Genomic DNA, 21,487 nt, shown 5'->3' with positions numbered 1-21,487 from the left:
ATAGGCTGTTGGCCGACGCTGAAAGGATGGGGACGATGAAGATTCTGGTTGCCATGGTGTTGCTTGTTACGGCCCTGATGAGCCAGGTGGCGCTGGCGGCAGAAGCCGCATTGCCCAAGCGCGATCTCACGGTGGAACTGCGCCAGGTCGAGGAGGGCAACGAGGGTGGTTCCCATTATTCGGCCGGCGGTTCCGATGCCGCGGCCTGGGAGCCGCAGATGGTGCAGGTGCGCAATGGCGAGAAGGCTCAGTTGCGCATGCAGGACGCCATCCCCATGCAGTGGACGCAGTCGGTCAGCACTGCAACACTGCCCTCCGGTAACACCAACGCATCCAGCTCCAATTCGAACGGTAGCGCCAACGCCGTCAGCATCAACAACGCGCTGACCTGGTTCGATGCCGGTCAGAGCATCACCGTGCAGCCCAAATGGCCGGGTGGCAACAAGCCCGCGACGGTGGAGATCGAAGTGCAGCGCACTTCCGTTGGCCAGCGCATGGGGGCGGATCTGCCCACGCAAACCCGCAACAGCATGTCCACCACGGTCACGCTGCCCCTGGCCGAGTGGGTCACCATTGCTGCGACGGGCCGGGCGCCCAAGCCGGGCACCTACAGCAGCGAGTCGGGGCTGCAGGTGCGCCGCTTGTTGCAGGTGCGGGTGATGGCGCCGTAGGTCAGGCGGCTTTGATCGCTTCCAGCGCTGCCTGTACCGCCTGCACATCGGTGATGGGCTCGAGCGCGTCTTTCAAGCTATCGAGTGCATCCGAGCCTTGCTGCTGCAGCAGCGCAATGCTCTTGCCTGCCGTCTGCGGTGACTCCAGTCCCAGGCTTTGCAGCAGCACGTTGCCTTTTGCGTCGGTCAGCTTGAAATAGAACTTGCCGTCCTTTTCGCGGTACTGCTTGAAGCTGGCACCAGCGGTCTTGGTGGCCTTGGCCTTGGACTTCTCCACACCTGTGCTAAGCGTACGCAAGCCGACGGCATGGCGCAGGCGGGTCATGAAGGGCGTGGCGATGGCGCGGGCCTTGGCGGCACCGGCCAGCAGCATGGCTTCGACTTCGCCGGGGTTGTCCATCAGGTACTGGTAGCGCTCGCGCATGGGGGCGATTTCGCGGTCAATGCGCTCGAACAGCGTCTGCTTCGCATCGCCCCAGGAAATACCTTCGGCATAGGCCTTGCGCAGGCTTTCTGTTTCCTCGGCGCTGGCAAAGGCCTGGTAGATCTGGAACAGGGCCGAGCCCTCGGTTTCCTTGGGCTCGCCCGGTGCGCGCGAGTCGGTGACGATGCCGGCAATGAGTTTCTTGAGCTGCTCGCGGCTGGCAAACAGCGGGATGGTGTTGTCGTAGCTCTTGCTCATCTTGCGGCCGTCCAGTCCCGGCAGGGTGGCCACGGACTCTTCGATCTCGGCCTGCGGTGGCACGAAGTGCTCGCCGTAGCGGTGGTTGAAACTGTGGGCCATGTCACGCGCCATCTCGATGTGCTGGATCTGGTCGCGGCCTACCGGCACCTTATGGGCGTTGAACATCAGGATGTCCGCACCCATCAGCACCGGATACATGAACAGGCCGGCAGTCACGTCACTGTCCGGGTCCACGCCGGTGGCTGTGTTCTTATCCACGGAGGCCTTGTAGGCGTGGGCGCGGTTGAGCACGCCTTTGCCGGTGACGCAGGTCAGGAACCAGGTCAGCTCGGGAATCTCGGGAATATCGGACTGGCGGTAGAACGTCACGCGCTCCGGGTCCAGGCCCGCAGCCAGCCAGCTGGCGGCGATTTCCAGGGTGGAGCGCTGGATGCGCGCCGGCTCATCGATCTTGATCAGCGCGTGGTAGTCGGCCAGAAAGTAGAAGCTCTCCACGCCAGGCGTGAGGCTGGCCCGCACAGCCGGGCGGATGGAGCCCACGTAGTTGCCCAGGTGCGGTGTACCGCTGGTGGTGATGCCGGTGAGAAAACGGGTAATGGTCATAGCGCGCGCAAACAAGGAATCAAATCAGGAGGCCAGCATGGCAAAGGGCGTGAGCAGCACATTGAGCAGCATGCGTGTCAGTGCCGAGAGCGGGCCCATCCAGAGGGTGTCGAGTATCCGCAGGTAGATCAGAGCAATCACGATGAAGAAGCCGTAGGGCTCCAGCTTGGAGAATGCCAGTGCCTGCTTCAGGGGCAGCAGACCCACCATGATGCGGCCACCATCCATGGGGGGCAGCGGAAAGAGGTTGAACACAAACAGCCCTACGTTCATGGAGATACCTGCCTTGCACATGGCGTAGAAGAACACTTCTTCGGTGCCCAGGCCTTGCAACAGATAGAACAGAATGCCCCACAGCAGCGCCTGCACAAGATTGGCCGCAGGGCCGGCCAAGGCCACCCAGATCATGTCGCGCTTGGGGTTGCGCAGATTGCCAAAGCGCACCGGCACCGGCTTGGCATAGCCAAACAGAAAGGCGCCGGAGGTAGCGAAATACAGCAGCAAGGGCATCACGATGGTGCCCAGGGGGTCGATGTGCTTGGCCGGGTTGAGCGTGACACGTCCCATCTTCCAGGCCGTGTTGTCGCCAAAGTACCGCGCCGCGTAACCGTGCGCCGCCTCGTGCACCGTGATGGCAAACAGCACGGGTAGGGCGTAGATGGCGACGGTTTGAATGAGTTGAGCTATATCCATGCAGGGATTGTCTCAGACGGAGGCGTATCCCTTTTTCTAGAGCCCCAGCACCGAAGCGTCCCCGCGCCCCTGGCGCATGATCTCGGGCACCTCCCCGGTCAGGTCTACCACCGTGGTGGGCTCCTGCGGGCAGGCGCCGGCGTCCAGCACGCCGGCAATCAGCTTTTCAAAACGGGCACGGATTTCCTGGGCGTCGTTGAGCGGGTGCGTGTCACCGGGCGGTATCAGGGTGGTGGCCAGCAATGCGGATCCGTGCAGCGACAGCAGCTCCTGCAACACCTTGTGTTCCGGCACGCGCAGACCAATGGTCTTGCGCGATGGATGGCTGACACGGCGCGGCACTTCCTTGCTGGCTTCCAGGATGAAGGTGAAGGGGCCCGGTGTTGCTGCCTTGAGCAGGCGGTACTGGCGGTTGTCCACCCGGGCGTAGTTGGCGAGCTCGCTCAGGTCGCGGCAGAGCAGGGTGAGCTGGTGCTTGTCGTCCACGCCGCGCACGCGGCGCAACTGGTCCACGGCGCTCTTGTCGTCCAGATGGCAGACAAAGGCATAGCTGGAGTCGGTGGGGACGGCGAGGATGCCGCCTTTTTCCAGCAAGGCCACAGCTTGCTTGAGCAGTCGGGTTTGCGGGTTTTCGGGGTGGACTTCGAAGTACTGGGCCATGAAAAAAGTTACTGGATGCGGTTGCCCAGCAGTTCCCACACCGGTGTGAGTTCGCTATTCAGAAAAGGCAGCGTTCCCAATTCGGTGTGGCTCTCGCCGGGGCTGTGAAAATCGCTGCCGCGGGAGGCGGCCAGACCGAACTCCTTGGCGGTCTCGGCGTAGCTGGCGAACTCAGCCGTACTGTGGCTGCCGGTGACCACTTCCACGCCGCGGCCGCCCAGCGCCTTGAATTCGGTGAACAAGGCGTACTCTTCGTTGGGGGTGAACTTGTAGCGTGCCGGGTGGGCGATGACTGCCATGCCACCGGCCTCGGTGATCCAGGTGACTGCATTCTTGAGCGTGGCCCAGCGGTGCGGCACAAAGCCGGGCTTACCCTCGGTCAGGTATTTGCGGAACACCTCGTTGGTGTCCTTGCACACACCCGTCTCCACCAGAAAGCGGGCGAAGTGGGTGCGCGAGATCAGTTCCGGGTTGCCGGCGTAGGGCAGGGCGCCTTCGTAGGCGCCGTGGATGCCAACCTTTGCCAGGCCCTCGGACATTTCCAGGGCGCGCTGTCTGCGCCCGCCCCGGGTATCGCGTAGGCCCTGGGCCAGCGCTGCATTGCCTGCATCAAATCCCAAGCCGACGATGTGCACCGTCTGCCCGATGAAAGTGACCGAAATTTCCACCCCCGTGAGGTAGCGCATGCCCTGCGCATGCGCTGCAGCCAAGGCACGTTTCTGTCCACCGATTTCATCGTGGTCGGTCAGCGCCCACAGCTCCACGCCATGGGCCTTGGCGCGCTCTGCCAGTTCTTCGGGGGTGAGTGTGCCGTCCGATACCACGGAGTGGCAATGCAGGTCGGCGTTGAGGATGGTAGTCACGCCCCCATTCTAGGGCCAGGCTCCAAATGCATCCGGGGCATGGAAGCTTACCCATGCATGCGTCTGGGGATGTGCAAAGGCCAGTGTCGTGGCGTGCAGCAGCAGGCGTTCACTGGCGGCGGCCACTTCGGCTGGCGCATACAGTGTGTCACCCAGTATCGGATGCCCGATGGCCTGCAGATGCACCCGCAGCTGGTGGCTGCGACCGGTGACAGGCTCCAGTTCCAGACGGCTGGTGTTGTGCTGCGCGTCGTAGTGGACGCTGCGCCAGCGGGTCTGGCTGGGTTTGCCGCTTTGCAGGTCTATCTTGCGCAAAGGGCGGTTGGGCCAGTCCACGATGATGGGCAGGTCAATCAACTGCCAACCATTCTCGGCTTCTACATGCGTCGGGGTGCCGCATGGGCCCTGCACGATGGCCACGTAGCGTTTGTGCACGCGGCGCTCCGAAAAGCTCTGGTTGAGCGCGCGTTGCATGGCGATGCCACGCGCCATCACCATCAGGCCGGAAGTGGCCATGTCCAGCCGGTGCACGATGAGCGCATCGGCAAATTGCTGCTGCACCTGCAGGCTCAGGCATTCATTGGAAATCTTGCCCGGCACGGCCAGCAGGCCGGAGGGTTTGTTGAGCACCACCAGTGCGTCATCCGCGTAGACGACTTCCAGCGGTTTCAAGAGGCAGCGCCGCCCAGGATCAGGCGCTGCACGGTTTCGCACAGCTCGTTCACGTCGTTGGGTTTGTAGACCAGGGCGCTGGCACCGGCGGCAAAGGCGTCTTTTTCAAGCTCGGCTGTCACGTAGCCGGAAGCCAGCGCCACCGGCAGGTCGGGGCGTATGGCCTTGACTGCGCGCAGCAGGTCCAGGCCGCTGTAGCCGGGCATGTTGTAGTCGGTAACCAGCAGGTCAAAGTCCTGCGCCCGTTCGGCCAGCGCGGCCTGGGCTTCCTGCGGATCGTTGAAGGTGGTGACGGTAAAGCCCTTGCGTCGCAGCACGCGCTCCACCAGAAACACCAAAGCCTGGTCGTCGTCCACATACATCACGTGGCGGCCCTGGCCGTGCACCGCGACCTGGGCCGCTGCCGGCTCCGCGGTTGCAGAGGCGGCATCGCTGCAGGCCGGAAAGTACAGGTGAAACACGCTGCCATGGCCCGGTGTGCTCTGCACATCGATGCCGCCCTGGTGGGTCTGCATGATGCCGTGCACCACCGACAGTCCCAGGCCGGTGCCTTGGCCCACCTGGCGGGTGGTGAAGAAGGGCTCGAAAATACGCAGCAAGGTGGCCGCATCGATGCCGTTGCCGGTGTCGCTCACCGACAGGTCCACATACCGTCCCGGCGGTATGCCGATGCGGCTGGCCTGGGGCAAATCCAGTGTGGTGTTGCGCGACTCGATGGTCACACAACCCTTGTTGGGACCTACGGCCAGGATGGCGTTGGTGCACAGGTTGAGCAGGGCCTGCTCAACCTGCGTGGCGTCGGCCAGCACGCTGCTGCAGTCGGCGGCTTCCGCCACCTTGAGCTCCACGCCGGGCGGCAGGGTCACCCGCACCAGGCGCACGGTTTCCTGCACCACTTCGCTCAGGCGCATGGGGCTGCGTTTGGGCTGCTCGTTGCGGCTGAAGGTCAGGATCTGGCGCACCAGGTCGCGCGCGCGGCGTCCGGCCTTGTCGATCTCGTCCAGGCTGGTCAGCGATGCAGAGCCAGCCGTGGTGTCCTGCTTGGCCAGTTCCACGTTGCCCAGGATGGCGCTCAGGATGTTGTTGAAGTCGTGCGCAATGCCGCCGGCCATGGTGCCCACGGCTTGCATCTTCTGCGACTCACGCAGCTGGGTTTCCAGTGCCAGCCGCTGTGCCTCGGCCTTCTTGCGAGCGGTCAGGTCGCGCGCAAACAGGGTGGTGATGGCGGTGCCGGCACTGTGCTGCGGGCTCTGGCCGCGCTCCAGCGAGATGCTGATTTCCACAAAGATTTCGGCGCCCTTGAGCGTGACGGCACGGAACTCGCCCAGCACGGCCTGGTCGGGCAGTGCGGTTTCCTTGAGCAGCTTTTCCACATCGGGCAGGAAGCGCCCCAGCGGGCTGCCAAAGGCGGAAGGTGCCGGGCATTCAAACAGCTGCGTGGCGGCCGGGTTGAAGACCACGATGCGCTGGTTTTCGTCCAGGCACAGGATGGCATCCAGCGACGAGTTGATGATGGCCGCCATGCGGGTTTCGCTGAGCAGCAGGTCCTCATTGCGTTGCAACAGCACGGCAGCACTTTCCTGTAGCGCCAGCCGCTGGGCTAGGAGCGGCCCTTGGTCGATGATGGCGCAGATGAAGTGCGCAAGCTCGTCCTGCGGATTCTCGATGCGCGCAATGTGCAGGTCGCCGGTGAAGCTGCCATCGGTGCCGCTGCGAAACACCACTTCGCTCACCTCGCTGGCGCCACTGGCCTTGGCACTGAGGAAGGACACCGCCACTTCGTCGGTATGGTCTGGCCCCACAAAGGGCAGCAGGAAGTTCAGCGGCGGGTCGCTCTCCTGCGGTTGGAACAGGCGCAGCGCCATGGCATTGCTGGCCATGACCAAGCCTTCTTCATCCACCACCATCAGTGCCAGCGGCACGCTGGAAAACAGGGTGGCAAACCGCTCGGATGCGCCCTCGGCCTCCTGCTGGCTGTAGCGCAGGGCCTTGTTCTGTATCTCCAGTTCGGCCTGGTACTTGCGCAGGTCCGCAATCATCTGCGCCGGACGATAACCCTCGATGATGAGATCTTGCGCGGCGTCATGCGTTGACGGTGCACGCAACGCAGCGCGGCTGGGCACGCGCAGCCGGGGGCGCCTGTGCAGACTAGCCACGCACCACCACCTGCGGCGCGGCGTTGGCGCTTGGGGAACTGGGCAGTGGCTGGATGTGGGCGCTGGGCATTAAGGCACTTGGGAGCGGCGTAGCTGGTTTATATCAAACTCGCTTACGGGCGCAGCCTGGTTGCCCCAGGCGCTGCGGATGTGGCTTAGCACTGCCGCCACTTCAGAGTCACTGAGCAGCAGCATGAAAGGCGGCATGCCATAGGGCTGCGGATTGCCCGCCGTGGCAGGCGCAAAGCCGCCACCCAGCACCGCATGGATCAGGTTCTGTGTTTGCGCCATGGTGACGGCACGGTTGCCCGCCAGGGACGGATAGGCGCCAGCACGGCCTTCACCTTGCAGGCCGTGGCAGTCCGCACAATGGGTCTCATACAGCTTGGCGCCTTTGGAGGCGACTGCAGGGCTTGGTCCATTCACCTTGTCCCGTGAAGGCGCCGCGTCAGCATGCGGCAACGCGTGCAGATAGGCGGCCATGGCCTGGACGTCCGTGTCCGTGAGGTATTGCGTGCCATGCAATACCACCTCGGCCATGGGGCCGCCGGCCTGGGCAGTGGCATTGCTGCCGGTCTGCAGAAAGTGTTGGATGGCTTCCGGCGACCAGGCTGCTACCGACGCCTGTGCCGCGTCCGTCAGCGATGGCGCATACCACTGGCTGCCTGGCAGCAGATAGCCACCCTTGCCACGGGATGACAGGGCGCCCAGCGCATTGCGCGTGCCATGGCACTCCATGCAGTGGCCCAGACCGTTTACCAGGTATTCGCCGCGCGCAACCGGGGTGCTCGCAACTTCCGCTTCGCGGGCGGGCTGGAAGTACAAGGCGCGCCAGACCCGCAGCGCCAATTGGGTGTTGTAAGGCCAGCGCAGCGTGTGTGCGGTCTTGGGCACGGCTGCTGGTGTGAGCGTCTGCAGGTAGGCAAAGAGCGCATCCGAGTCCTCGCGGCTGATGCGGGTGTAGCTGGTATAGGGAAAGGCCGGGTACAGCGCGTGCCCATCCTTGGAGAGGCCCAGGTGCATGGCGCGCCAGAAGTCCTGTGCGCTCCAGTGGCCCAGCCCGTGCACCGGATCAGGTGTGAGATTGCCGGACACCACTGCACCAAAGGGTGTATCTATGGCGCGGCCCCCGGCATACGGGATGCCGCCCCGCGTGGTATGGCACAGCGCGCAGTTGCCTATGCGCGCCAGATAGCTGCCGCGGGCAACGCGTGCAGCCTGGTCTGTCGATGCCACGGAAGGCGCAGCCGTGCCCTCCGATAAGTCGGCCATGCCAGCGCCGCCCAGAAACCAGAGCGATGCCAGCACCGCCAGGGCCACAAACGCCAGCATGCCCAGCCAGCGCAAGGCAGAGTGAGCAGGCGTGCGTGCCGGTGTACGCATCTCAGGGCGCGCTTCCACAACGCAACTCCGCGCTCAACGCGGTAGGCGCGGGCTTTTGGTCGGCAGGGTGGCCATTGGCTGGCACCGGCTGTGCTGACAGCCAGCGTGCGATGGCGTTGGTATCGGTGGCGCTCAGCCGCTTGGCAATCTGGGCCATGCAGTCCGGTGCATGGGCGCGGCGCTGGCCGGTCTGCCAGCCACCCAGTTGCGCATTCAGGTAGTCACTGGGCAGACCCAGCAGGCCGGGGATATCTGGGTTCACACCGGTCAGCAAGGTGCCATGGCATTGGGTGCAGGCGGGCAGCCCTTGTGCGGCATCGCCTTCCTGCACCAGCTTGCGCCCGCGTTCCAGTTCGGCTGCAGTGGCATTGCCTTTTACCGGTGGAGGGTAGGCGACGTTCTGTGCGGCAAAGTGATTGGCTATCGCGCGCAGATAGGGTTCGTCCAGGTTGCCCAAGAGGCCCTGCATCAGCGCATAGTGGCGCCGGCCGTCACGGAAGTTCTGCAACTGGTGCAACAGATAGCCCGCGGGTTTGCCCGCCAAGCGCGGGTAGTAGCCGTCGGGGCCGGCACGTCCTTGGTCCCCGTGGCAGGCGGTACATGCCAGGGTGCGCTGTGCCATGCTGTCTTCAAAGACGCGCCCCGCCCACGCCCAGGAGTTCAGGCCCAGGACTATGCAGCACCATAGAAACAGACGGAGCAAACGCGGCATGTGCATCAGCCTAGTGGGTCTGATGCGCGTCAATGGGATGGGCCCATACCACGGGGCGCCTGTGGTCCAGCCAGCGCGTGTAGCGCACCGCGTAGGTTTCCTCGATGCGCGCGCGCTTGACCTTGAGCGTAGGCGTGACCATGCCGTTTTCGGCGGTCCAGGTATCGGCCACCACGACCAGCATGTCCAGGCGCTCATGGGCGTCCAGTTGGGCATTCACGGTCTGCAACAGGGTCAGCAGGGAGGCCTCCAGCACTTTGTGTCCGGCGTCCGACCGGCTACGCTCCATGGCGGCAGCGCTGAGCAGCAGCAGTGCAAACGGTTGCGAGAAGTTGGCGCCGGTGACCACGCAGGCTTCCACATCCGGGTGCTGCGTCAGCAGGTCTTCAATCGGTGCGGGTGCAACGTACTTGCCCTTGCTGGTCTTGAACAGGTCCTTGACTCGCCCGGTGATGCGCAGGCGGCCCGTGGCATCGATCTGCCCCTTGTCGCCGGTGCGCATCCAGCCGTCCTCGGTCATCATGGCGGCGGTGAGCTCGGGCTGCTTGAAGTAGCCGCTGGTGAGGCAGGGCGCACGCACCTGGATCTCGCCGTTGTCCGGCGCAATGCGGCATGCAAAACCGTCTGCGACCAGGCCCACGGAGCCGACTTCAAAGGCGCCCGGCATGGTGGAGTGGGAGGCGCCGCACATCTCGGTCATGCCATACACCTCGATCAAGTCCAGGCCCAGTCGGTGGTACCAGCCCAGCAACTCGGTCGGCATGGGCGCGGCGCCACCAGCCGCCAGCCTGCATTGGTCTAGTCCCAGACCCTGCAGCACCTTGCGCCGCACCAGCGAACCCAGCAGCGGCAGGTGTACCAGGACTTTGAGCAGCGGCGGAGGCAGCTTGGCATGCACGCCCTGCTGGAACTTGAGCCACAGCCGCGGCACCGAGAAGAACACCGTGGGCCGGGCACGCTGGACATCCAGAATGAAGGTGTCCTGCGATTCGGCAAAGAACAGGTGGGCACCAATGCGCAGCGCCGCCTGTTCGATCAGGATGCGCTCGGCAATATGGGCCAGCGGCAGGTAGGACAGCATGCGGTCGGTGCCGAACATGGGAACGCGCAGCAGGGCGCTGCTGACCGAAAACGCCAGGGCGCCAAAGCTGTGCATCACGCCCTTGGGTTGGCCGGTGGTGCCAGAGGTGTACATCACCGTAGCCAGTGTCTCCGCAGCGGGGCAGAAGTCGCCTTGCAGCGGCGCGGTGGCGCCCACCAGGTCGGTCCATTGCAGTGCAGGCAGTGTGGGGGCCAAGGGCAGCGTGATCAGGGGCAGGCCACTGGCCAGGCAACCTTTCAGACTGCCAATGCCGTCGAGCTTGCCGATGAAGGCGGCCTTGGCCTCGCTGTGCGCCAGGATGAAGTCCAGGGCTTCGGCATGGAAGGTTGGGTAGACCGGCACCGACACATGACCCGCCATGAAGATGGCCAGATCGGCCAGTAGCCAGTGGGCACTGTTCTTGCCGATGATGGCCACACGGCTGCCCGCGGGCCAGCCCTGCGCCTGCAGCCAGGTGGCCATGCGCCGCACTTGGTCTGCGGCTTGGCCCCAGGTGATATCCAGTATTTCGCCCTCGCCCATGGGTTGGCTCAGGTAGACCTGGTCTGCACGTTCGCGCTCCCAGCGGTACAGACAAGCCAGAGGGAGATCTTGCGGGGTGACGGTCAAGGAAGTGGTCATGGGCGGGTCAGGAGGATACACGGGAAGCGGGGGTCTGTATCGGGGCATTGGAGGGCCGTAAGGAGCCCGGGGGCATTTCCGGCGACAATTGCACTTTTGTCATTTCGCTTTCGTTTACGTAACTACATGTCCAGTACGACAACCTATAAAGTGCGTCCCGCCACCTTGCGCGATGCCAAACAAATCGCCGAACTCCACAACGCCACCGTTCGCGACGCTTTCAAGACCATCACCATTGATGCACCCATTCCCGTGGTGCCCCTGGACAAACGTCAGGCCTACTGGCGCGAAGCCATTGAATACGCTGAACCCCAGGTGCTGGTGGCCATCGACGAAGACAAAATCGTCGGCTTTGTCGGTTTTGACCGCTCGCGCGACAAGGGCACGCCGCCCACCATGGGCGAGATCTGGGCTATCTACGTGGCTGCCAGCCACTGGTCCAAAGGTGTAGGCCTGGCATTGTGGGACGCCGCCCGTGAAGGCTTGCAGGACGAGGGCTGTACCCACGTCAGCATCTGGCTGCCTATTGCCAATGACCGCGCCATGCGCTTTTTTGAATTGGCCGGCCTCAAGCGCGAGTTGCCCAGTGCCAAGACCGTCGCCATCGGCGGCGTCAAGGTCGAGGAAATCCGCCTCAAGCGCCCCCTGGCTTAGCCAACTGATCGGCCATCCACTGGTCTATCAGCAGTGGATCGGTAACGGTCCGCAGGGCCTGGTAGACCCCCTCGGCTTGCGCGTAGCGGTGGCGCAGAAAGTTCAGCCACTGCTTGAGGCGCCCGCACTGTTTCTTGCGGTCCAGCCGGGTACGCACCAGCATCCAGAAGTCCGCCATCAAAGGCAGCAGGGACGGCCAGGCAATCAGGGCCGGGTGTTCCTGCGCCAGATCGGCGTAGGGCGCCATGCCGCTGTCGTGGGCACGAATGGCCAGCGCCAGGCCGGGGTCGGTCACCATGCCTCGCCCCAGCATGAGGCGGTGGCAGCCGGATAGTTCGCGGCAGCGCAGCGCGTCCTGCACGTTCCAGATTTCTCCATTGGCAATCACCGGGACGCGGACCACGGCGCAGATATCCGCTATGCGCGCCCAGTAGGCCGGTGGCCGATAAGCGTCGGCCTTGGTGCGGGCATGCACCACCAGTTCTTCTGCACCGCCGGCTTGCAGCGCCAGGGCGCACTCTTCGGCGCGGCTGTCGTCGTGCACACCCAGGCGCATCTTGGCGGAGACCGGCATGTGCGCCGGAACGGCGTGGCGAACCGCCGCGACGATGCGGTAGAGCAGCTCCGGCTCATCCAGCAAGGCGGCACCGCCGCCATGGCGGTTGACCACCTTGGCCGGGCAGCCGAAGTTCAGGTCAATGCCGTGCGGGCCCAGCGTCGCCAGTTGTGCCGCGTTTTCGGCCAGGCACGCCGGGTCTGAGCCGAGCAACTGGGCACGTACCGGAACGCCCGCACAAGTGCGTCCGCCGTTGTGCAACTCGGGGATGATGCGCTCGAAAGTGCGGGTGGGCAGCAGGGTGTTGGTGACGCGTATGAATTCGGACACGCAACGGTCTATGCCGCCGCTGCGGGTCAGGATGTCACGCAGCACGAAGTCCAGCAGACCCTCCATGGGCGCCAGCAATAGCGTGTCGGCAGCTTGCTCCAAGACGGCGCTTCAGTGGGCTGCGCTGCGCAGGCGCTGAAAGGTCAGCTGCAGCAGACGCGCGTCCGAGCTGGCGCGATGGCGTTGCGCACCACGCTCGGAACTGACCTCGGCCTTGACCATGTGCCACTGGTCGGCCTCGGCCTCGGTCAGCAGCATGCGCAGGTTCTCCAGGCGAAAACTCGGACTCATCTCGGCCTCGTCATACAGGGCGCCCAGCCAGCTGTAGTCATTGGCCCAGCCGTCGGAATACACCGTCAGGCCACGCAAATCAGCATTCAGGCGCGCGGCCACTTCTTCTACGGGTAGCCCCCGTTCAGTGAGCAGATGGCGCGGGATGTGGTGGGTGTGCGCGGCCTGCTCATCCCAATGGGTCCAATGCGGCTGGGGGCGTATCAGGGAACAAAAGGTACGGCCGTTGGGCAGCACAAAACCGACTTCAATGGGGTAGCTGTTGCGCCCGAAGCCTGAGGCCTCGATGTCCAGCACGGTCGGTGCCTCTAGCAATTCAAATGCAGGCGTGGAAGCGGTTTGTGGCATAGGCGGTCTTTTTTTGGCCCATTGTGCTACAGGACCCACGGGGTCTGGGCGAAGCTTGTGCCATTTTCACAACCGCCCCAGGGCGCGTGGGGCCATGGGCTCACTGCCGGGATTTGCTATGCTGCCCCGTTCCACTACTTGAACGGCACCTGGTGTGCTTCCCCCTATGGCCAGCAGCCTCTTTGCCCTGATCGATGACATTGCCACCGTACTGGACGATGTGGCGCTGTTGACCAAAGTGGCCGCACGCAAGACGGCTGGTGTGCTGGGTGACGATCTGGCGCTCAATGCGCAGCAGGTCAGCGGCGTGGCCGCCGATCGGGAACTGCCGGTGGTGTGGGCCGTGGGCAAGGGTTCGCTGCTCAACAAGGCGATCCTGGTGCCCCTGGCCCTGATCCTGAGCGTGACGCTGCCCTGGCTGATCACGCCGCTGTTGATGCTGGGCGGGGCCTACCTGTGCTTTGAAGGGTTCGAGAAAATCGCCCACAGCTGGATGCACAGGGGCGACCATCCGGACGATCTGGATGAAGAGCTGATGCAGGCGCTGGCCGACCCGTCGGTGGATCTGGTGGCACTGGAGAAGGACAAGATCAAAGGGGCGATACGGACCGACTTTGTGCTGTCTGCCGAGATCATTGCCATCACTTTGGGAACGGTGCAAGGCAGTTCCTGGACCACCCAACTGGCGGTGCTGGTGGGCGTATCCATCGTGATGACGGTGGGTGTCTACGGGCTGGTGGCGGGCATCGTGAAGATCGACGACTTGGGCTTGTACCTCAGCCGCCGACCCACGGCCGTGGCGGGCACGGGCTGGAAGCACGCCGTGGGATTGTGGCTGCTCGATGCGGCGCCCTGGCTGATGAAGACCTTGTCGGTGGTGGGTACTGCCGCCATGTTCCTGGTGGGCGGCGGCATCCTGTCCCATGGATTGCCCTTGCTGCACCATGCGGCGCAGTCCGTGCAGGAGCAGGTGACAAGCGGAGTCGCCGCGGTGGATGCCATGCTGAAGCCGGCTGTCTCTCTGGGCTTTGACATGTTGGTCGGTGTGCTGGCGGGCGCCCTGGTGTTGGCGCTTGTGCTGGCTGCGCAAAAGCTGTGGCAATTGATCAAAGGGCGTTGAAGTGAACGCGCCACAACCGAGGTCGCCATCCATGGCCACCGGGCTGATACTGGCCGTGGTCGGTGCCGTCGCTTTCAGCGCCAAGGCCATCATCGTCAAGCTGGCCTATCGCCATGGGGTGGACGCCATCACGCTCATCATGCTGCGCATGCTGTTTGCGCTGCCGTTCTTTCTGCTGATTGCCTGGTGGACTGGACGGCCGCGCAATGGCGTCTCGCCCCCGGCGCTCAGCACAGCCGACAAGCTTGGTGTGCTGGGCCTGGGCGTGACGGGCTACTACCTGGCCAGCTTTCTGGACTTTGCCGGGCTGGCGTACATCAGCGCCTCTCTGGAGCGCCTGATCCTGTACCTCAACCCCACGCTGGTACTGGTGCTGGGCCGAGTGCTCTATGGCAAGCCCATACAACGCAACCAGGCACTGGGCATGGCCATCAGCTATGCCGGTGTGATGGTGGTGTTTGGCCACGAGGTGAATCTGGCCGGCACCGATGTGGCACTGGGAACCGTGCTGGTTTTTTTGAGCGCGGTGAGCTACGCCATTTACCTGTCCTACAGCGGCGAACTGGTCAAACGGCTGGGCTCGCTGCGCCTGGTCGGGCTGGCCACCAGCGTGGCCTGTGTCTGCTGCATTGCGCAGTTCGTGATCATGCGCCCCTTGGATGCGGCATTGTCAGTGGCTCCCGAGGTGATCTGGCTTTCGTTGCTCAACGCCGTGGGCTGTACCGTGATACCGGTGCTGCTGGTGATGATGGCCATTGAACGCATAGGCTCCGGGCTGGCTTCCCAGGTAGGCATGGTGGGGCCGATGTCCACCATCACCATGGGTGTGCTGCTGTTGGGCGAACCTTTTACCGGTTGGGTGGTGGTGGGAACGGTGCTGGTGTTGGCGGGCATTTATGTGTGCAGCCGGCCCCGGTTTACCGCCTAAGGAATTTTCAGGAGCGGAACATGGATTTGGGAATTGCAGGCAAATGGGCTCTGGTGTGCGGAGCCAGCAAGGGGCTGGGCTTTGGCTGCGCGCAGGCACTGGTGCGTGAAGGCGTCAACGTGTTGATCGTGGCGCGTGGCAGCGAGGCACTGCAGGCGGCAGCCGACACGCTGGTGGCAGATGCGCAGGCGAGTGGCGCAAAGGTGTTGCAATGCGCCCGGGACATCACCAGCGCAGCCGGTCGCGCCGACGTGCTGGCCCTGCGCGCGGACTTCGACATCGTGGTCACCAATGCAGGTGGACCGCCCACCGGGGACTTCCGCGATTGGGACCGCGATGCCTGGCTGCGCGCCGTGGACGCCAATATGCTCACACCGATCGAGTTGATCAAGGCCACGGTTGACGGCATGGCCAGTCGCGGTTTTGGGCGCATCGTCAACATCACCTCCAGTGCCGTGAAGGCGCCTATCGACAGCCTGGGCCTGTCCAATGGCGCGCGCAGTGGCCTCACGGGCTTTGTCGCGGGTCTGGCACGCAGTGGTGTAGCAGCGCACGGGGTGACCATCAACAACCTGTTGCCCGGTGCCTTTGATACCGATCGCTTGAAGTCCAACTACCAGGCTGCGGCGGCCAAGACGGGCGATAGCCTGGAGTCCGTCACCCAGCGCCGGATTGCCGCCATTCCAGCCAAGCGTCTGGGGCAGGCGGCCGAGTTCGGTGCAGTCTGTGCCTTCTTGTGCAGCCAGCATGCGGGGTATATCAACGGCCAGAACATCCTGGCCGATGGCGGCGCCTTTCCGGGCACGTTTTAACCGGCTGGCGTGCATCGGTCTTCGGGCCCGGCACTACGCCGAAATTGGTTTCGTGGCACCATCGTGCAGTCCTTTTCCTTCTGTCCCGCATAACCCGTTCGAATAGACCATGACGCAACACAGCTCCAGAGCCATTCACATCGCCGAACACGGCGGCCCCGAAAAACTTCAGCTGGTCCAAGTCCAGGTGGGTGACCCCGGCCCGGGTGAAATCCGCATCCGCCACAAGGCCGTGGGGCTGAATTTCATTGACGTGTACCAGCGCAGCGGCCTGTACCCCATGCCGATGCCCTTGCAGTTGGGCATGGAGGCCTCCGGTGTGATCGAAGCCGTGGGCGAGGGCGTGACGCACCTGCAGGTCGGCGACCGTGCCGCCTACGCCAGCCAGCCTCCGGGCAGCTACTGCGATCTGCGGGTGATGCCCGCCAAATGCGTGTGCAAGCTGCCGGACGGCATCGATTTCGATACCGGTGCGGCCATGATGCTCAAGGGGCTCACTGCGCAGTACCTGCTCAAGCGCACCCTGCCGCAGGGCGGCTTGAACAAGGGCGACTTTGTGCTGTTCCACGCGGCTGCGGGCGGCGTGGGCCTGATAGCCTGCCAGTGGGCCAAGGCGCTGGGCCTGCAACTGATTGGCACCGCCGGCTCTGACGCCAAATGCGCATTGGCCAAGGCCAACGGCGCGGCCCACGTCATCAATTACGCCAAGGAAGACTTTCTGGCACGTGTCAAGGAAATCACCGGAGGCAAGGGCGTCAAGGTGGTGTACGACTCGGTGGGCAAGGACACCTGGGACAAGTCCCTGGACTGCCTGGCCCCGTTTGGGCTGATGGCCAGCTTTGGCAATGCGTCAGGTCCGGTGGCACCGTTTGCACCCGGCATCCTGGGTGCGAAAGGGTCCATCTATGTGACGCGCCAGACCTTGTTCACCCATATCGCCACGCGCGAAAGCACGCAGGCCATGGCCGACGAGCTGTTTGCCGTGGTGTTGTCGGGGGATGTGAAGATTCGTATCGACCAGCGCTTTGCGCTGGAAGATGTGCAGTCCGCCCACCGCGCGCTGGAGGCACGCCAGACGACGGGTTGCACGATCCTGACGCTGTAAGCGGAGGATGGCAGGCCCTGTGGCGGGGGGCCTGCCACTGCCACCTTAGAACAGGAAGCCGGTCGACAGAACCTGCTCTGTCATGATGAGCGTCTGGTCGGCCGAGCCTTGGTACACCGGCACGCCGCGCAGTTGACCATAGGCCCACTTGGAAGTCAGTTCCAGGTAGATCGTCTTGTAGATGGTGTAGCGCAGGCCCACCTCAGCGCCGGCCGTCCATCCGTTGACTTGCCACCAGTCGCCCTTGTTGAAGCAGCAGATGTTGTCGTTCTTGGGGCCCACCTGGACGGAGTTGCCAAGGATGGTGTTCTCGGCGTGCGGCAGAAGGATGCCGGCGCCCACGCGGCTCACCAGCTGCAGGTCACCCGGTTTCTGCTCAGGTCCGGCCAGGTGCTTGAACCACACCGCATTGACCATCAGGTGGTTCAGGCCGTTGTGCAGCGCATAGTCGAACTGGCCCGGCGTGGCCAGGGTAGCCGGAGCCGGTGCATTGGCAATCGTGCCGGTCACCGGCACATTCTGGTTGTGGTCGATGTTGTATTTGCTGTGGTCCAGCGAGAACTCGATGGCAAACGTCTTCTCGGGGTTCATGAACTTGCCGATGCGGATGTTTTCCTGTGGATTGGTCAGGTCCAGTTCGGTGAGGGACTTGAGCGTATCGCTTGTGCTGGTGGGGAAGTCCGAGCCCTTCACGCCATGTACCGTGAAGTCATTGCCCAAGCCTGGCTGCGACACGTGGATGTCCGAGTCCTGGTACTGCTGGCGGCTGTAACCCCACGAGAAATACCAGTTGTTTTCCTCGCTGAGCGCGCGCTCCATGCTGGACTTGCTGCCGGCAGCCTGGGTGTTGACCGCAGGTGTGGCCGGCACCTCCGGGGCACCCTGCGCCAGCACCACAGAACAGGGCAGGAGCGACATGGCGGCGGTGCACAGCAGGTGCTTGGTGGCGGCGGGAATTTTCATGGAATGCTTCTCGGGGCAGGAGTTGAGATGGGGAGGGCGATCAGGGAAAGCCCTTATTTTATCGGGGACCGTCGGGCGGCCCCGTTGACTGTAGTCAACGTCCACGCCGCACGCGCAGCAATTCATCCAGAATCAGACAGGCCGCGCCCAACGTGATGGCACTGTCGGCCAGATTGAATGCCGGGAAATGGATGCCGCGGGCATGAAAGTCCAGAAAGTCCACCACGTAGCCGTGCAGCAGGCGGTCAATCACGTTGCCAATGGCGCCTCCCAGCACGCAGGCCAGCGCAAAACTGAACAGGCGCTGCGCCGCATGTGATTTCAGCATCCACATGATGACCCCTGCGGCAATGCAGCCCAGTGCGGTGAAGAACCAGCGCTGCCAGCCTGAGGCGTCAGCCAGGAAGGAGAACGCTGCACCCTGGTTGTGCACGCGCACCACGTTGAAGAAGCTGGTTACATAGGTGCTGTCACCCAGGCGGTAGTAGCCCAGGATCAGCACCTTGGTGAACTGGTCTGCCAGCACGATGCAGAAGGCCAAGCCGAGCCAGTGCAGCATGCCGATGCCGCCGGATGATTTGGAGCCGCGTGCCATCAGGCGTAGGTCCTGACTTCGCCGGCGCCATACAGGTTGCTGACGCAACGCGCGCACAAGGTGGGATGCTCAGCCACGCTGCCCACGTCCAGCTTGTAATGCCAGCAGCGTTCACACTTGACCGCTTCCGAGGCCCTGGGCGCAATGGCCAGGGCTTCGCCAGCAACCAGGGCGAAAGCCGAGGTGATGAACACGTACTTGAGGTCTTCGCCCAGACTGGCCAGCAACGCGTAGTCTGCCGGGTTCACCGTCAGGGTCACTTCGGCCTGCAGGGACGCGCCCACCTGACCGGCCGCACGCAGCGTCTCGATGTCCTTGTTCACCGCTTCGCGGATTTCGCGAATGCGCGCCCACTTGGTCAGCAAGGCGTTGTCGGCAGGGGCCAGGTTCAGATAGGTCTCTAGGAAAATGGATTCCTTCTTGTCGGCGGCGACCTTGCCAGCATCGCCTAGAACGGCCCATGCTTCTTCAGCCGTGAAACTCAGGAAAGGCGCCATCCAGCGCAGCATGGCCTGGGTGATCTGCCACAGGGCTGTCTGCGCCGAGCGGCGGGCCAGCGAATGGGCACCGGTGGTGTAGAGACGATCCTTGAGCACGTCCAGATAGAAGGCACCCAGGTCTTCACTGCAGTACACCTGCAGCTTGGCAACCACCGGATGGAACTCGTACTTGCTGTAGTGCTGCAGGATGTCTTCCTGCAACTGGGCCAGGCGGCTCAGGGCGTAGCGATCGATCTCCAGCAACTGGTCTGCAGGCACCGTGTCCTTGGCCGGGTCGAAGTCGCTCACATTGGCCAGCAGGAACTTCAGGGTGTTGCGTACACGGCGGTAGGTGTCCACCACACGGGCCAGGATCTTGTCATCACCCGCGATGTCGCCGGAGTAATCGCTGGCGGCAACCCACAAGCGGATGATCTCGGCGCCGAACTTCTTGTTGATGTCCTGCGGGTCGATGCCGTTGCCCAGCGACTTGCTCATCTTTCGGCCCTGGCTATCCACGGTAAAGCCATGGGTTAGCAGGTTGCGATAGGGTGCGCGGTCAAACAGTGCGCAAGCCAACAGCAGCGAGCTGTGGAACCAGCCGCGATGCTGATCGTGGCCTTCGAGGTAGAGGTCGGCTTCGGGGCCTTCACTGTGGAAACCACCCGGATGCTGGCCCCGCAGCACGTGCCAGAAGGTCGATCCTGAGTCGAACCAGACTTCCAGGATGTCACTGCTCTTGGTGTAGTGCGGCGCGTCTTCGGCGCCGAGAATTTGCTCGGCGGTGACGCGGCTCCAGGCCTCGACGCCGCCCTTCTGCACGATATCCGCTGCCTGGTCGAGAATTTCCATGGTGCGCGGATGCAGCTCACCGCTGTCCTTGTGCAGGAAGAAGGGGATAGGCACTCCCCAGGAGCGCTGGCGGCTGATGCACCAGTCGGGCCGGTTGGCGATCATGTCGTGCAATCGTGCGCGGCCGTTCTCCGGGAAGAAGCCGGTCTTGTCGATCGCGTCCAGCGCGAGCTGGCGCAGTGTGCGAGGAGCCTTGTCCTTGGTGAACACGCCTTCGCCCTCATCCATGCGGATGAACCACTGTGCCGCAGCGCGGTAGATCACCGGTGTCTTGTGGCGCCAGCAGTGCGGGTAGCTGTGGGTAATGGGCTGCGTGGCCATCAGGCGGTCGCTCTGTCCCAGCACTTCGATGATCCGGGCACAGGCCTTCCAGATGTTCATGCCACCAAACAGGGGCAGGTCTTCGGCATAGGTGCCGTTGCCCTGTACGGGGTTGAGGATGTCGTCGTACTTCAGTCCGTGCGCCACGCAGCTGTTGAAGTCATCCACGCCATATGCCGGTGCGGAGTGCACGATGCCGGTACCGTCGCTGTCGCTCACGTAGTCGGCAAGGTACAGGGGAGACAGACGCTTGTAGCTGTAGGTGCCGGTGCCGCTGTCGGTGTCATACAGCGGATGGCGGAACACCAGGCCGCGCAGGGCTTCGCCCTTGGCCTTGGCAACTACCGTGCCGTCGAGCTTGTAACGCTCCAGACACTTGTCCACCAGGGAGGCGCCCAGCAGCAACACGCCGCGCGGCGTGTCCACCAGCGCATATTCCAGTTCGGGGTGGGCGTTGAGTGCCTGGTTGGCGGGAATGGTCCATGCGGTGGTGGTCCAGATGACTGCAAAGGCTTTCTTGTTGCCGTCGCCGGGCAGCGCCTGCAGTCCGAAGGCCTTGGCCAGCGCAACCGGGTCATTGGACTCGAAGGCCACGTCCAGCGTGTCGCTCTTCTTGTCAGCGTATTCAATTTCGAACTCGGCCAGCGAGGAACCGCAGTCGAAGCACCAGTACACGGGCTTCAGGCCGCGGTACACAAAGCCACGCTCTATCACGCGCTTGAAGGCGCGGATCTCGCCCGCCTCATTGGCCGGGTCCATGGTCGCATAGCGATGTTCCCAATCACCCAATACGCCCAGGCGTTTGAAGTCAGCCATCTGCAGTGCGATCTGTTCTGTGGCGTAGGCGCGGCTCTTGGCCTGCATATCGTCACGGCTGAGCTGGCGGCCATGTTTCTTCTCAATGGCGTTTTCGATGGGTAGGCCGTGGCAATCCCAGCCGGGAACGTATTGCGCATCAAAGCCGGCGAGCTGCTTGCTCTTGACGATCATGTCCTTGAGCACCTTGTTGACGGCATGACCCATATGGATTTGTCCATTGGCATACGGTGGGCCATCGTGCAGCACGAACAGGGGCGCGCCGGCGCGGGCGTCGCGCAGCTTCTTGTAGATGCCTTTGTCGCTCCAGCCGCTGGCCCAGGCGGGTTCGCGCTTGGGCAGGTCACCGCGCATGGGGAAGGCGGTGTCGGGCAGGTTCAGGGTGCTGCGGTAATCAACTTTTTCGGTCATGGCCACTTCTCAGGTTGGGGGCGCAAAAATCGGGAAACGGGGCAGGGCGCAAAGCGCCAGGGGAGGGCTGCCGCCTGGGCGGTTC

Annotated in this window: 20 protein-coding genes; 6 read left to right on the top strand and 14 right to left on the bottom strand. The window is 63.6% G+C overall.

Annotation, left to right across the window (positions count from 1 at the left end; genetic code table 11):
• Positions 1 to 35: 35 nt before the first annotated feature.
• Complete coding sequence (locus AAGF34_RS25340) at positions 36 to 671, top strand: hypothetical protein (protein WP_342618483.1); 636 nt, start codon at positions 36 to 38, stop codon at positions 669 to 671.
• A gap of 1 nt (position 672) precedes the next feature.
• Here the strand turns inward: AAGF34_RS25340 and AAGF34_RS25335 are convergent, their stop codons facing one another.
• The 9 genes from AAGF34_RS25335 to AAGF34_RS25295 form a co-directional block, all read right to left on the bottom strand.
• Positions 673 to 1,959: a tryptophan--tRNA ligase gene (locus AAGF34_RS25335; RefSeq protein ID WP_342618482.1), complete on the bottom strand. Its 1,287-nt coding sequence runs from the start codon at positions 1,957 to 1,959 to the stop codon at positions 673 to 675.
• A 24-nt stretch (positions 1,960 to 1,983) separates the two neighbouring features.
• Entirely contained in the window at positions 1,984 to 2,652 is a 669-nt protein-coding gene (locus AAGF34_RS25330; RefSeq protein ID WP_342618481.1) for a site-2 protease family protein, read from the bottom strand.
• Positions 2,653 to 2,688: 36 nt separating this feature from the next.
• Positions 2,689 to 3,312: an L-threonylcarbamoyladenylate synthase gene (locus tag AAGF34_RS25325; protein ID WP_342618480.1), complete on the bottom strand. Its 624-nt coding sequence runs from the start codon at positions 3,310 to 3,312 to the stop codon at positions 2,689 to 2,691.
• Between the two features lie 8 nt (positions 3,313 to 3,320).
• Positions 3,321 to 4,175, bottom strand: a complete 855-nt coding sequence (locus AAGF34_RS25320) for a 3',5'-nucleoside bisphosphate phosphatase (protein ID WP_342618479.1) — start codon at positions 4,173 to 4,175, stop codon at positions 3,321 to 3,323.
• A gap of 9 nt (positions 4,176 to 4,184) precedes the next feature.
• Positions 4,185 to 4,847 (bottom strand): pseudouridine synthase, encoded by a 663-nt coding sequence (locus AAGF34_RS25315; protein ID WP_342618478.1) that lies wholly within the window; start codon positions 4,845 to 4,847, stop codon positions 4,185 to 4,187.
• Entirely contained in the window at positions 4,844 to 6,886 is a 2,043-nt protein-coding gene (locus tag AAGF34_RS25310) for an ATP-binding protein (RefSeq protein WP_342621181.1), read from the bottom strand. Before AAGF34_RS25310 ends, AAGF34_RS25315 begins: the two co-directional genes overlap by 4 nt.
• Positions 6,887 to 7,072: 186 nt before the next feature.
• Positions 7,073 to 8,404: a c-type cytochrome gene (locus tag AAGF34_RS25305; protein ID WP_342618477.1), complete on the bottom strand. Its 1,332-nt coding sequence runs from the start codon at positions 8,402 to 8,404 to the stop codon at positions 7,073 to 7,075.
• Entirely contained in the window at positions 8,388 to 9,098 is a 711-nt protein-coding gene (locus AAGF34_RS25300) for a cytochrome C (protein ID WP_342618476.1), read from the bottom strand. The genes AAGF34_RS25305 and AAGF34_RS25300 overlap by 17 nt, the downstream gene beginning before the upstream one ends.
• A 10-nt stretch (positions 9,099 to 9,108) precedes the next feature.
• The gene (locus AAGF34_RS25295; RefSeq protein ID WP_342618475.1) at positions 9,109 to 10,821 is read right to left on the bottom strand and encodes an AMP-binding protein; all 1,713 of its coding nucleotides are present in this window, start codon (positions 10,819 to 10,821) and stop codon (positions 9,109 to 9,111) included.
• A gap of 126 nt (positions 10,822 to 10,947) precedes the next feature.
• Between AAGF34_RS25295 and AAGF34_RS25290 the strand changes: the two genes are divergently transcribed.
• The gene (locus AAGF34_RS25290) at positions 10,948 to 11,475 is read left to right on the top strand and encodes a GNAT family N-acetyltransferase (RefSeq protein WP_342618474.1); all 528 of its coding nucleotides are present in this window, start codon (positions 10,948 to 10,950) and stop codon (positions 11,473 to 11,475) included.
• Here the strand turns inward: AAGF34_RS25290 and AAGF34_RS25285 are convergent.
• Together AAGF34_RS25285 and AAGF34_RS25280 are read right to left on the bottom strand one after the other, a co-directional pair.
• Positions 11,456 to 12,427, bottom strand: coding sequence for a tRNA-dihydrouridine synthase (locus tag AAGF34_RS25285; protein WP_342621180.1), 972 nt, complete (start codon positions 12,425 to 12,427; stop codon positions 11,456 to 11,458). The genes AAGF34_RS25290 and AAGF34_RS25285 overlap by 20 nt on opposite strands.
• A 45-nt stretch (positions 12,428 to 12,472) precedes the next feature.
• Positions 12,473 to 13,000, bottom strand: coding sequence for a hypothetical protein (locus tag AAGF34_RS25280; RefSeq protein WP_342618473.1), 528 nt, complete (start codon positions 12,998 to 13,000; stop codon positions 12,473 to 12,475).
• A gap of 166 nt (positions 13,001 to 13,166) precedes the next feature.
• Here AAGF34_RS25280 and AAGF34_RS25275 point away from each other — a divergent pair, with 166 nt between their 5' ends.
• From AAGF34_RS25275 to AAGF34_RS25260, 4 genes are all read left to right on the top strand, one after another.
• Positions 13,167 to 14,120, top strand: a complete 954-nt coding sequence (locus AAGF34_RS25275; RefSeq protein ID WP_342618472.1) for a DUF808 domain-containing protein — start codon at positions 13,167 to 13,169, stop codon at positions 14,118 to 14,120.
• A 31-nt stretch (positions 14,121 to 14,151) separates the two neighbouring features.
• A complete protein-coding gene (locus tag AAGF34_RS25270) occupies positions 14,152 to 15,048 on the top strand; it encodes a DMT family transporter (protein WP_342618471.1) in 897 nt (298 codons plus the stop codon).
• A 20-nt stretch (positions 15,049 to 15,068) separates the two neighbouring features.
• Entirely contained in the window at positions 15,069 to 15,860 is a 792-nt protein-coding gene (locus AAGF34_RS25265; protein ID WP_342618470.1) for an SDR family oxidoreductase, read from the top strand.
• 109 nt (positions 15,861 to 15,969) lie between these two features.
• Positions 15,970 to 16,965, top strand: a complete 996-nt coding sequence (locus AAGF34_RS25260) for a quinone oxidoreductase (RefSeq protein ID WP_342618469.1) — start codon at positions 15,970 to 15,972, stop codon at positions 16,963 to 16,965.
• 45 nt (positions 16,966 to 17,010) lie between these two features.
• Here the strand turns inward: AAGF34_RS25260 and AAGF34_RS25255 are convergent, their stop codons facing one another.
• The 3 genes from AAGF34_RS25255 to ileS all read right to left on the bottom strand — a co-directional run bounded on the left by AAGF34_RS25255 (position 17,011) and on the right by ileS (position 21,402).
• Positions 17,011 to 17,928 carry a hypothetical protein gene (locus AAGF34_RS25255; protein WP_342618468.1) on the bottom strand — a complete coding sequence of 306 codons (918 nt, stop codon included), beginning with the start codon at positions 17,926 to 17,928 and terminating at the stop codon, positions 17,011 to 17,013.
• Positions 17,929 to 18,022: 94 nt separating this feature from the next.
• Positions 18,023 to 18,523: a signal peptidase II gene (lspA, locus tag AAGF34_RS25250; RefSeq protein ID WP_342618467.1), complete on the bottom strand. Its 501-nt coding sequence runs from the start codon at positions 18,521 to 18,523 to the stop codon at positions 18,023 to 18,025.
• Complete coding sequence (ileS, locus tag AAGF34_RS25245) at positions 18,523 to 21,402, bottom strand: isoleucine--tRNA ligase (RefSeq protein WP_342618466.1); 2,880 nt, start codon at positions 21,400 to 21,402, stop codon at positions 18,523 to 18,525. The genes lspA and ileS overlap by 1 nt, the downstream gene beginning before the upstream one ends.
• Positions 21,403 to 21,487 lie beyond the last annotated feature (85 nt).

The organism is Rhodoferax sp. GW822-FHT02A01 (assembly GCF_038784515.1).
Taxonomy (GTDB): Bacteria; Pseudomonadota; Gammaproteobacteria; order Burkholderiales; family Burkholderiaceae_C; genus Allorhodoferax.
Note: the sequence above shows the minus strand (reverse complement) of the source record. Positions and strands in the feature narration are given on the sequence as shown.